Origin of the sequence: Metabacillus rhizosphaerae (assembly GCF_037201795.1) — a bacterium.
GTDB classification, from domain to species: domain Bacteria; phylum Bacillota; class Bacilli; order Bacillales; family Bacillaceae; genus Metabacillus; species Metabacillus rhizosphaerae.
The window spans coordinates 1,419,456-1,432,035 of sequence record NZ_CP147403.1 but is presented as its reverse complement, the minus strand read 5'-3'; the positions used below and the strand labels follow the sequence as shown (position 1 = coordinate 1,432,035).

Sequence of the window (12,580 nt, the reverse complement as noted above, 5' to 3'; positions counted from 1 at the left end):
AAAAAAATACCACACAAACTCATATTTAGGGTAAATAATAAGAATCCATTTTGCAAAAGAAATTGATCAAAATGGATTCTTATCTAGCAGTTTTAGTTTTGTTTTATAATAATGTTTGATCATTTCAACCTTCTTCCGCAATCGCGTTCTATTGTGGAAGATCAGTACTACTCAAAAGTATCGTTGTACTGCGCAAAAAAATTCTGTTTGAAATTATAACTATTGTTCAACTAAAGCTAACTGTTAGTTCAACAAAAAGACTTCATTTTGAGTTCATCTATCTGCTGGAAAAGCTGATTCTTTTTTTGTGTCTTGGACCTTTTGGGTACTGAGGACAAAACTAATGATTGCTGCAATGCTACAAACATACGGAAGGAAAGGGTATCCCCAATTAGATATGACATAACCACCAATCATTGAACCAATGGTAATACCAATATACAGAGCCGTATTATTCCACGCCATAACAATTCCTCGTTCCTTTGGATATTCGACTGCTAATCTTGCTTGGTATGATGTAAATCCTGCATACCCAACCAAAGCCCATATGAACAGAAAGAAATATATCCAATAGCCAGATGAGAAGAATATTCCTAAACAAATGAGTATTATAGTCAAAAAAATTAGCGAATCTTTCGAAATCTTCCTTGATCCAAACCTATCTGTAAATTGTCCACTTATAAGATTTCCTAAAACAGCACCAATACCATAAAAAGTGACAGCTAATGCGATTTCTGATGATGAGAATCTATTTTCGGAATAAAGAGCTGCACCTATGTAAACATAAAGAGAATACATTGAAATCGCCCAAATGGTGGTTACACTTACCGAACCAAGTATTCTTAGGAGATTTCCTTCTAATAAATTTCTTGTAGTATCACTTTTAGGTACATATTTCCATGTTTTGAAATTCACTACTGCTAATATGGTCCCTATAATAGCCATTACAACAAATACTGAACGCCAACCAAGAAAATGCTCTAGTAACGAACCGACTGGTGCTCCTGCCCAAAGAGCCGTTAGATGTCCTGAAACAACAATTGAAAGCCAAGTTCCCCTCCGATTTGATGGTGCAATATCCCCGATAATGGCATAAATCAATGGGGTAATCGCAGCAACCGACAAACCAGCTAAAATACGACTAATGATTAACCAGGTAAAATAAGGTGACAAAGCAGTTAAGATATTAGAGAAGGAAAATAACAATAACCCAAGCGTAATAAAAATCCCTCTTCCATTTTTATCTGAAGCCCAACCAAAAAAAGGTGCTGCAATAGCATACGTTACAGCAAAAACAGTTACCATCCATCCCGTCATCGCTGAACTAACATTATACGCTTCCGAAATGAACGGTAGTAACGGAGATACTACAAATAAATCAGTACCCATGAGAAACAAAGTTATCCAACCAACACTTAAACATACTCTCCCTTGCGAGTTCATTACATCCCCCATTTACACTTAATATTATATGTATATTCTTTATAGTCTAGAAAGAACTTCTTGTTCAGTAAACTCCCGTTAGAGGAACAACAAAAGGGCTGCCGCAGCAACCCTGAATCTTCAACTATAGCACCCTTAGTTTAATAAGGAACACTTCCAAAATATTGGATTACCGTAGCATACTCTCTAATTTGTCCTTCACTAGCACCCATTCTTGGTCGATTATACTGTAAAAAACAGAGTCTCTTAGATAACCGTCAGGCATAACCACATGATTCCGAAGCACTCCTTCTTTTACCGCACCCAACCGTTCCATTGCCTGCTGAGACCGCAAGTTTCGACTATCTGTTTTCAACTGAACACGAATCGTCCCAAGTGTCTCAAAGCAGTGTTTCAAAAGAAGATACTTACATTCTGTATTTATTCTAGTTCTCCAAACAGTTGGAGAGAGCCATGTCCAACCAATTTCCAAGTTACGGTTTGGTATGGATATATTAAGAAAACGAGTGCTTCCCACAATTTTTCCCGAATCCTTATCGAAGATAACAAAAGGAAATTCGCTTCCTTGCTCTCTTGCTAGAAGTGCCCCATTCACAAGGTACTTCATATCTTCAATCGATTGAACCTTCATTGGCATGTATGCCCATATATCTGGATTGTTTCCCGCATCAAATAATTCCTGTACGTGATAATCCTCCATAGGTTGTATCTTTACTCTATCTCCTATTAATACTACTGGTGTTACCTCCATCATTCTTCTCTCCTTTTTCTTCTTTGGTAGAATTATATAAACAAACTATCCAGTATTAAAGTGTCAGTTGTATATTTTTTTATTAAAGTCAGATAAAGAAGGAGGTTAAGGAACTCTTCATATCCACTAATCTGACCGTTACTTTATGTACATTTTTTCACATAGTCATATGAAAGTGAAGACTTATTGCACAGTATTTAGTCTACTACGTAATAAAAGAGTTACACCACAATCTGGCCCTAAACTGAAATAAGCGCATTTCCTTGTTCCAGAAAGGCGCTTGATTACTGAAGATTGATATTGAAGGCAATAATTTTGACGATTAGAAGATTTCAGGGAAATTTATCCTCACATTTTTTTCCTATAAGACTAGAAATATGAAATAATTGAACAAACTCTTACCAAAAATATAGTATGATAAAAATCAATCCTATTATATATAGTATACTTTTTTAAGTTGATATAGAAGACGAAAGGAAGTCATTCCCTTGTTTGAAACATTGCTAGTGAATTTCTTATTTTTACTTTTACCTGTTGTAATATTTCTGATTTTCTTTGAAAACAAACAATATACATATAATAAAATAATTCTGATATTACTTTCATCCGTAACAATGTTTCTTTGTATGACCATACCAATTAAATTAGATATCGGCTTTATTTTTGATTTGCGATATATTCCTTTTATTGTCGTTGCCCTTTTTGGTGGTTACAAAAACGCTTTCCCCCTTTATCTCGTATTAAATATTTATCGATTCTACTTAGGTGGGGAGGGAACTATTCAATCCTTTCTTTTTTCAACAGTAATATTCATTATAGTACCTTTGTTAAGCAAAAAGTTTAGTCAACTACAATCAAAAAATAGAATATTTTTCGCAACATTTGTTTCTTTTTTTACAATGGGATTTTACCTTTTTATTTTAAGTACATTTTTTGATTCATTAACTAGAGAGTTTTGGATATTAACAATAAATGCATTAACTACTCATGTAGGGATGATGCTCATCATTATGACCTTAATAGAGCGAATTATTATCAATATAAAAAATCGTGAAAGGTTTTTCCATACAGAAAGACTATCTGTTATTGGTGAATTATCAGCTAGTGTTTCCCATGAAATAAGAAATCCACTTACTGTTACAAATGGATTTCTACAACTTTTAAAATCATCAAAGAACCTATCTCAAGATGAAAAGAGATATGTCGAGTTTGCATTACAGGAATTAATTCGAGCTGAAAAAATAGTAAGTGATTATCTAACACTAGCTAAGCCACAATCAAAAAATATGATTTATTCCAATTTAGAAGTCGAGACAGAATATACAAAAGATCTAATTACACCCTTTGCGAATATGCATCAAGTCAATGTTCAATATTGTTTTAACAATTCGTTAAAAATAAATTATGATAAAAATCAAATCCAACAATGTATGATAAATTTGTATAAAAACGCAATTGAAGCGATGAAGGAAAAAGGTGGAGGGACTCTACTCATAGATATTTCTGAGCAAAAGCAAAACATTTTGATCAAAATTCAAGATACAGGAATCGGAATGACAAAAGAAGAAGTTTTACGTTTAGGTAAACCATATTACTCAACAAAAGAAAAAGGAACTGGTCTTGGCATGCTAATGGTATACAGTACAATTGATAAATTGAAAGGAAAAGTTGAAGTTCAAAGTGTAAAGGGAAAAGGCACAACATTTCTGATAACTATTCCCGTTTAACAATAACACATCATTTTTTTATGGCTATGTAATTGTGACACTAAACAATCGTATTTTTCATATGATATTTAACAGCCTGACGGATTACCGTTAAGCATAGTTTTTTCCCGACAAGACCTAAAAATAACAAGCGCTTATCCTTATTTATGGACAGCGCTTGTTTTAATTTCACTCGTTAAATAATTAACTTTCTTGTGATTGATCCTCAACAATCTGGCTCTATAAATGAAAAAGAGCGACATCCTTATTCAAGAATGGCGCCCTTTAGCTGGAGAAGGACACATCAGTCTATCATTGATTTATCCTCTCTAATTCTAATTGATTAACAACCGAAGATACTAGTGTATTCAATGGGTTAATAATAGTCTTAGATGTTTCATACTCGACTTGCTGAGATGCATCAACCATAGATAATTGAGCAACGGAGATAACTTTCTTCCCATCTTTAATGATTTGATTTAAGAACTTTGAAATTTCTTGGTTGTATTCTTCTTTTAGTCCTCGCATTATCAATTCAAAAGTATTATTTATAACAACAACCTCAAAATCTAAAGATTTTTGATGGTTATTAGCATGTTGTTTAAGACGTTCTACTGTACCTTCAACAGTTGCAGGATTTGTAAAAAGAATTGTCTGAGGTTGCTGTATATTGCAGATGTAATCAAAGAAAGGTTCATCAATTTTAATAATTGGCACTGATATCGAGAGTTGATCTTCCTGTAAGATGGCAATATAGTTTGTGCAAGTAATAAGGATAGCATCAACATTACATTTGGCAATCCATTCTATTTGCTCTTTAACTTTAGTTTGAGCATCTGCTTCTTGAAAATTTTCATCTGATGTAACTCGATACATTAATGCGGGGTCAACAAAATGGATTAATTCTATGTTATATGGGGAAAGTGCATTTTCTATATATTCTATATTCGAATAATGGGCGTGTAAGCATCCTAATCTTTTTTTCAATTCGATTCCACCTCTAATATGTTTCTGCTTATTCTATCAGTATGCGCATCCAAATGTCTATTAAAATTGAGATAGAGACCTTTCCTCTTATTCTACTAAAGGCTCCGATTGTGGAATAAAGAGATTGTATAATTATAAAGATGTGCCATTAGTCTACATGACCTAAATTTTATGTTATTTTAGTTATAGCAGAATCAGAAAATACTAATATAACCAAAGAAAGGTTACCAACGGCGATAACCAATCGGTAACCTTTCTTTTGTTATATTATTTTTTTTCCTTTACACGACCAATTGATAATCCTTGTCCTCGATTCCAAATCATGATCATTCGCCATAAGTTGATTAAATGCACGCATGTTTTCAGTTCGAAAATCAACATAAGTGGCGTCACATACCTGTGTATGTACATCTTTCTTATTAGTATTGCTTTAGATGATAATAGTCGCAATTAGCGCAACGAATAGAGCCTGTTACATAAATTATTACATATGGCCTTTTTTTATCGCATTGAGGGCAAAATTTCAAATTCGATTGTGCTGTCTTTTCAATTGTTTCATTCATGTAAAAACCTCCTTTACACATAATTCGTTGAAAAATCAACATTTTCATCTCCTAAAAGAGATTTACAATTGCATAAAAATGCTAATTTTAAAAATTAAAAAGTCATATCCTCTATTGAAAACAATTGTTTTGTGTATAAATGAAGCTAAAGAACAATTCTCTATTCTATTGGGTTTTTTCTCAAGTTATTTTGTTATATTAGTAAAGTCTTTTCCATAGGAAATCAATTCCTCAAATCTTTTCTCTATCAAATAAATATATGACAATGTATATATTAGTTTAATGTTCTAAATGTAAAATTGGAGCAATTTAATCAATTAGCACATAGCATCTCATAAGAGAAGAATGACATAAAATAAAAATATTGAACTACCCTTTGTATCGGCCCCACCTACGCCAAATACTATGACGGCCACGCGTGCCATCCAACCCATTAATATTATAACTGAAAACGCTTACATTTGTAAAGACTAATAGACCAAAAGTTTCTAATTGTTGACCAACCGTTTTTTTATTTTTTATGATTATGTACTATTTTATACAACGTTGATTTATCATCGTTTGGGCCTCGGAAGAAGCCTTGTAACTGCATGAAAAAGTGAGATTTTATGCAGTTCTTTATTCAATATAATGGCCATTTTGTTGAAGAAGAACAGTGTATTCCTCTTCTTTTCATTAATCTACTTATTCATAATATTTTGTTCGGTTAGTTATAGTAGACTCAGAAACTGTGAAATAAAAAAAGATACCATCAGTAATAAACCAATTGGTATCCCTTCAATCAATATCATTTTGATTCCTTTACCCGACCAATTGATAATCCTTGACCAACCGGCAGTATAATCGATTCCAAATCAGGATCATTAGCCATACGTTGATTAAATGCACGCATGTTTTCAGTTCGCAAATCAACATAAGTGGCGTCACATACCTGTCCACGTTGCAAAACATTATCCCCAACAATTAAAGCTCCAGGATTGGCTAAACGTATTGAACGATCCAGGTAGTTCGGATAATTTTCCTTATCCGCATCGATAAAAATGAAATTAAATCTTTTTTCGTTCTTCTCGAGTTGATCTAAACTCTTTAATGCTTCTCCCGTATAATAAGTAACCCGATCACCAAACCCAGCTCTTTGTAGATTTTCATGTGCCAATTGAGCATATTCTTCTTTTAGCTCTAAAGAGGTTAAATGCCCCTCTTCCCGAAGGCCACGAACAAGACAAATTCCACTATATCCTCCAAGTGCTCCAATTTCCAGTATTTCTTTGGCTCCAGAAATTTTCACCAATAGAGTAAGCAGCTTTCCGATTTCTGGTGGTACTGATATATTTCGCATACCGTTAGCATGAATACTCTCCAACACTTTTTCTAATATAGCATCATCTTTAGTAAATAAAGAGTGGATATACTCTTCTACATTCATCCATTTCCCTCCTGAATTTAAGTCGGTTGAACTCTCTCTGGTAGATGATCGTTTCCTTTTTTACGATAAGTGCTTTATTTTGTCTTGAATCGGCGTTCTTTCTTTTGGCTGATTTATTTCTTCTGGATATCCTACACCAAATACTCCGATTACATCATATCCATCTTGAACACCTAGAATTTCGCGGTTTTTCTGAGCACCTCCCATTGATGACCAGAACGTTCCAACTCCTTCTTCCCAAGCGGCTAAATTAAAATTTTGCACGAAGCAAGCAGTAGCAATTACATTTTCTTCTGTTTCAATTTCTGTAGCACCATGCTTGGATAAAATGGCTAGTACTACAGGAGCATTGAAAAAATTTGCTTTATGATTTAACTTTTCTCTTGTCTCCGGTCCAACCACATACACTTCCCATGGTTCAGTCATTTTATGATTTGGAGCCATCGTACCAGCCTCCAGCCATTTGCTGATTTGCTCCATATTGACCGGATCTGATTTGAATTTTTTTATAGTGCGTCGAGAATTGATGGTTTCTATAATACTCATGAAATGTTCCTCCAATTAGTTTATATTTAAAAAATGTAAAGCCTTTATCTAATTTCCTAGATCTAAAACTGAAATGATGAGGTAAATGAAATCCATGAGTGACAATTGTAATGTAACCGCGAACATTCTGTCCTAAAGTTAAAATATATGCAGAAACTTCCATTGATTGTCCAGCATCCGTATCTTTTTCACCACTTTATATAGCGACCCTAAATAATGGGTCAACTAATAGGCACAACAATCCTGGCTATTTTCCTTCTTGGCGTTGTCGTCCTTGTGGTTTTAGAGAGCTTGTCATCTTCTGCATTATCTCGACAAGTGCCGTCTGTTCCTCCAGTGTTAACTGATTAAACGGACCAGCCAACATCTCAACTTGAGCATTCTTCATTCTTGTAATCGTCTCTCTACCAGTATCTGTTAATTTAACAATTCGCGTTCTCGCATCATTCTTATCTTGTTCACGAAATACCGTTCCCGCTAACTCTAAGCGGTCAATCATTTGCGACATTGAACTCGAACGAACCTCTAGACGCTCTGCTAGCTGACCAATCGTACAACCGTCGTGTTTCCACAGAAAACGCAGGATTAGCCATTGTGTTTTTGTAATTTCAGTTGCTCCTTGGTTACTCCATTGATTGCGTTTCATAAACCGCCCAATTGCTTGAAAACAGTCTACAAATTGCTCCAGCTGCTTATCACGTGATTCCATCATATTCCACCTCACAAATAAATTATATAGCGATCCTAAATAACTTGTCAATACGTGGATAAATTGATTCCCAATTAGGAGTATCAATTAAGTAGGAAAAATCACGAAGTAAAAAGAACATCATGAAAAATATCATGATGTCCAAAAAATATTACACTAATAACTTGTTATTGATTATAGCAAGCTCTACGATCGGCTTATTTTATCAAGTGCCTATTGTGAAATACTCCAATTAGTAACTTTCCCTATCTATTTAAAATTATTAAATAACTTCTTTTATTTTTCACAACATATCTCAAGTGTAACAGGACCAAGTAATCCAGAAGTTAAACGTGCATCATCCATTTCATTTGCGCGATTGTTAGTGACAGCAACAGTTAGTTTATTAACACCTTTTATAAGATAATCTGGATTAACTTCAAGGTGATAAGGTGCCCACATTTTCACACCAACCTCATGTCCATTTACTGTCACCTTTACGATTTCATGTACTTCACCTAAATCTAGGTAGACTTTTATAATTGAATTCTTTTCTTCTATTATAAACTGATTCTCATAGATTACTGTTCCCGAGAAGGATTGCATACCATCCCAATGAAGCCACGATTCCAATGCGAGATTTTGTCTGTTATCAATGATCCAATTATTATCAAGCTCTAGGCTTTCCACTTTAAAGATCGGTATAACTGATCCGTCAATCAAAGGCTTTTGATCAGTATCGACAGCATACACAACTGAAGATCTACGGTCGACATTCAATGGAGCTACTAATCCACCACTTTGGCGTTTTAGGTTTACTTGTTCGATTTCACCAGTCCATGCGTCCCATTTTTCGACACTTCCTTCTTCCTTCAGGTGGAAGATCCCTTTATAGTTTTCCTCCCCTTCATTAACAAAGAAATAAAAAAGCTGACAATCTTTAACGATTTTACTGACTCTTATGTCCTTGCTGGTAGGGGAGATCACCACTTCTTCACGGTGAATTGAAGATAGTATATCAACAACCTCTTCGGGCTTTTGAACTGTTTTTGCCCCATTCATCGGTGAAGATACATGTTCATCCGTCAGAACGATTACCTCACCTCCACTTTGAATAAAGGTTTCCAGTTTATCGATTGCAGCAGATTCAAGCTTTGAGCTATCCTCAATAATCAAGGTTTGATAGGATTGACTCACTATCTCTATTTTCCCATTCCTAAGATGACTTGATGATAAAAACAAAGACTCCTCAAGATAATTGAATTCCACTTGATTTTCAAATAATGGTTTTGCAACCTTCCATGGCAAATGATCTTCCACACACAAAATAGCTACAGCCGTTTGATTCGTGCTATCGGTCATTAACCAGCTTAAACGCTTCATGTATTGGGCAAATTGTTTATAATACGGCCACCATAGATTATTCGGACCAACATCTGGTGGGCGCTCGTGACTTCTCCGTTCTCCTTCAATTGAATAATAAAAGGCGTGTGGACTGAGAAGGTTGACACCTCTGACTAGTAGCCAATCTATATACCACTTCATGTCACCTGGAGTAAGCGCCCAAGGACTTTCTTTGCTACAAACTCCTAAAAATTCATTCAAATTTCTTCGTCTTCCTCTATGTCTTGCTGCGTCGGCTGAACACTTTCCGGCTGTAGAGTGTTCTCCTTCTAAAGCTTTTCCATCCTCTGGTGCAACCCAACGCCACACAACATCCTGACCAGGGATTTGAAAATGATCGAGTAAACCAATGTCATCACTTTTCGCAGGATGGCCTGTTAAGGCAATACCGTGGCTTGCACACCAGTCACTAATTTGATTATAGTAAGCTTCTGTTAGTCTTTTATTGACGGTTTTTCGATAGTTGCTTCGATTTGTTTCAGTTTCCAACCCGGCATTAAACCACAAAGAGGCCAAATGCTCCTCCTTGTTTCCATGCTGCTTATAAAAGTTGAGAAAATCTCTGGTCCATGGCTTCAAATCTCGAGCTGAACCTCTCCCCAAAATGTCTGGCTCATCGGTGAACATGGCAATCACCGTATTTCCAAAGTAGTCTTTCAACTTATCGTAATAATTATCATGTGTGATGCGGATAAATTTTGCCACTGTATCAGGATTTAGTAAATCAGCAGATGCTGGAGCATTCTCCTCACCATCGTCTTCACCAAAATGGATACCACGGATATTTCCACCCGAATACGTTTCGACGAACACGAGTATGGACCAGTTATCGTCATCTGGAGCACTAAACGACACTCTGCCATTTACGCAATCTAACACCTGGGATGTCGATGAATCTATTGCTTCTAGTGATAGCTTTTTAACTGCTAGAGCCGAAACAAATGAGTCTCCCGCCACTAGATCAATCTTTATTTCATTAGCCATGTTACATGGATACTCGATCATTTTTAAGCCTCTACTTGCATATTCTGGATTATCTTTAACAACTAATCCTTTAGCTGACCCTGAAGGATACATCGCTTCATCGTATAAAATAACTAACATTCCCAACTGTTTTGCTTCTTCTACGGCTGTTTGGACCAATTCCATAAAATAATCTGACAAATATACGATTTCCTCAGGAATCCCAATCCTTGGGTGTAAAACGAATCCCATTACCCCTTTGTCATAGAAATCGTTGATTTGTCTAGTAATTTCCTCTTTCGTTAAGGAATCATTCCAAAACCAGAAAGGAATCGGAGTAAATTCCTCTGGAGGATGCAAGAATTGTTGATGTAACGCACTCATCACTATTTCCCAACCCCTTTCTAATTTGTGTCAATTCGAAAGGCTGTTTTCTAAGAAATTGTTGCTTTTATAACATAAACTAATTCAGGTTGATTGGAGCGGATTGCGAGACTCCTGCGGGAATAGCGGGACAGGTGAGACCCCGCAGGCGTTTACGCCGAGGAGGCTCACCGCCCGCCCCGCGGAAAGCGAGCATCTCTCGCTGCAATCAACCGCCGTATTACTTGGTAAATAGCAACAAAGTTTGCGAAAACAACCATTCGAAAACAGATCCTTCTTGTCCAAATCGTCTAAGATGCTCGAATTAGAATTTAATTAGTTCATCTACTTTTACCGCATGACCTGTGTTAAGCGAGATGTTTCCTGCAATTCCAGTTAAAATGGACATCGCACCATCAACATGAGAAGCTGCCCGTTTGAATTCGTCTTCAACTGGAGACCCGAAAATATCTTGTAAAAGGATCGGATCCCCACCACCGTGTCCTCCTTTTCCTTCGACAACATCTACTTCATAAGGCTGACCAAACATTGGCATAACCATGATTGATTTCTCTTTAACTTTTCCCTCGTCATCCTTGCTACCACCCGAATTAATGTAAGATTGTTCACGAATTCGAACTTCAATTCTTCCTTTTGTACCATTAATGGAAACAATGTAGCCTTCCCATGGTAAGTAAGCGTTTAAAGAATAGTTTAAGATCGCTTTATTTTTGTAGGTTACCATAACACCCAGTGTATCTTCGATGTTAATTCCGTCTCCAAAAACACTTTGGTCACGTTGGTAACCATCTTCTTTTTCCGCATCCAAATACATAGCTGTTAAGTGCTCATTGCTTTCCAAGTCAATTGCGAAAGGATCATCTTTCGCATACTCACTTCCATATGCACGTTGATAAAATTGTGTAACACCTCTAGATTCTGCATTTTCTCTACCATAGAAACGTAGCCCTCCAGATGCATAAACTGTTTCTGGTTTTGTATCGAGCCAAAAGTTCACTAAGTCAAAGTGATGTGTTGATTTATGAACAAGTAATCCACCACTATTGCGCTTATCGCGGTGCCATCTACGGAAATAGTCTGCACCGTGCTGAGTATCTAACGCCCACTCAAAATGAACGGAATTTACTTGGCCAATCACATCATTCATAATTAGCTCACGAATTTTCGTATTGTGTGGTGCATAACGATAGTTAAAAGCAACGCGAACTTCTTTTCCAGTTCTATTAATCGCGTCAATAATCGCTTGGCATTTTTCAGCATCCACTGTCATTGGTTTTTCAGTAACAACATCACAGCCTAATTCCAATGCTTTAATAATGTACGTATGGTGTGTACGGTCAACAGAAGTAACCACAACCGTGTCCGGTTTTTCTTCCGTAATCATTTTTTCAAAATCAGTGTGTATGTACGTGTTAATTTTAGGATGATTATATTTTTCTTCGAGTAAACGATTCGCATAATCCATTCTAGTTTGATTCAAATCACAGAAAGCGACTAGATTACAAGTTTCATTAAAATCTCTAACAATTGCTCCATAGAAAAATTCAGCTCTTCCACCAGTTCCAACTAATACATATTTTTTCACTTGATTCTCCCCCTTTATTTTTTAAGGAACAAATTCCTTTTCTAATTTGAATTATTTAATTGATTGTTAGACAAATAAGAAAAGTTACCAAAAGACGAGACAGAATAATCATCTCTCTTCTTACGTTAATATCT

The 12,580-nt window shown here is 35.8% G+C and carries 9 protein-coding genes; 1 reads left to right on the top strand and 8 read right to left on the bottom strand.

What is annotated here, in order from left to right:
- Nucleotides 1–273 precede the first annotated feature (273 nt).
- Nucleotides 274–1,443, bottom strand: coding sequence for an MFS transporter (locus tag WCV66_RS06820; protein WP_338788388.1), 1,170 nt, complete (start codon nt 1,441–1,443; stop codon nt 274–276).
- Nucleotides 1,444–1,612: 169 nt separating this feature from the next.
- Nucleotides 1,613–2,194, bottom strand: coding sequence for a GNAT family protein (locus tag WCV66_RS06815; protein WP_338788387.1), 582 nt, complete (start codon nt 2,192–2,194; stop codon nt 1,613–1,615).
- A 488-nt stretch (nt 2,195–2,682) separates the two neighbouring features.
- Between WCV66_RS06815 and WCV66_RS06810 the strand changes: the two genes are divergently transcribed.
- The gene (locus WCV66_RS06810) at nt 2,683–3,921 is read left to right on the top strand and encodes an ATP-binding protein (protein ID WP_338788386.1); all 1,239 of its coding nucleotides are present in this window, start codon (nt 2,683–2,685) and stop codon (nt 3,919–3,921) included.
- 291 nt (nt 3,922–4,212) lie between these two features.
- On the opposite strand, the gene WCV66_RS06805 is transcribed toward WCV66_RS06810, so the two are convergent.
- From WCV66_RS06805 to WCV66_RS06780, 6 genes are all read right to left on the bottom strand, one after another.
- On the bottom strand, nt 4,213–4,893 hold the full coding sequence (locus WCV66_RS06805; RefSeq protein ID WP_066329081.1) for an aspartate/glutamate racemase family protein: 681 nt from the start codon (nt 4,891–4,893) through the stop codon (nt 4,213–4,215).
- A 1,344-nt stretch (nt 4,894–6,237) separates the two neighbouring features.
- Entirely contained in the window at nt 6,238–6,876 is a 639-nt protein-coding gene (locus WCV66_RS06800; RefSeq protein WP_338788385.1) for an O-methyltransferase, read from the bottom strand.
- A gap of 60 nt (nt 6,877–6,936) precedes the next feature.
- Nucleotides 6,937–7,422 carry a nitroreductase gene (locus tag WCV66_RS06795; protein WP_338788384.1) on the bottom strand — a complete coding sequence of 162 codons (486 nt, stop codon included), beginning with the start codon at nt 7,420–7,422 and terminating at the stop codon, nt 6,937–6,939.
- A 247-nt stretch (nt 7,423–7,669) separates the two neighbouring features.
- Nucleotides 7,670–8,131: a MarR family transcriptional regulator gene (locus WCV66_RS06790; RefSeq protein WP_338788383.1), complete on the bottom strand. Its 462-nt coding sequence runs from the start codon at nt 8,129–8,131 to the stop codon at nt 7,670–7,672.
- Nucleotides 8,132–8,407: 276 nt separating this feature from the next.
- Entirely contained in the window at nt 8,408–10,861 is a 2,454-nt protein-coding gene (locus WCV66_RS06785; protein WP_338789408.1) for a glycosyl hydrolase, read from the bottom strand.
- Nucleotides 10,862–11,165: 304 nt separating this feature from the next.
- A complete protein-coding gene (locus WCV66_RS06780) occupies nt 11,166–12,446 on the bottom strand; it encodes a Gfo/Idh/MocA family oxidoreductase (RefSeq protein WP_338788382.1) in 1,281 nt (426 codons plus the stop codon).
- Nucleotides 12,447–12,580 lie beyond the last annotated feature (134 nt).

Excerpts from the sequence above, each read along its gene's own strand:
- WCV66_RS06820 (WP_338788388.1), bottom strand. The coding sequence starts at position 1,443 with ATGAACTCGCAAGGGAGAGTATGTTTAAGTGTTGGTTGGATAACTTTG.
- WCV66_RS06785 (WP_338789408.1), bottom strand. The coding sequence starts at position 10,861 with ATGAGTGCGTTACATCAACAATTCTTGCATCCTCCAGAGGAATTTACT.
- WCV66_RS06815 (WP_338788387.1), bottom strand. The coding sequence starts at position 2,194 with ATGGAGGTAACACCAGTAGTATTAATAGGAGATAGAGTAAAGATACAA.
- WCV66_RS06795 (WP_338788384.1), bottom strand. The coding sequence starts at position 7,422 with ATGAGTATTATAGAAACCATCAATTCTCGACGCACTATAAAAAAATTC.
- WCV66_RS06800 (WP_338788385.1), bottom strand. The coding sequence starts at position 6,876 with ATGAATGTAGAAGAGTATATCCACTCTTTATTTACTAAAGATGATGCT.
- WCV66_RS06790 (WP_338788383.1), bottom strand. The coding sequence starts at position 8,131 with ATGGAATCACGTGATAAGCAGCTGGAGCAATTTGTAGACTGTTTTCAA.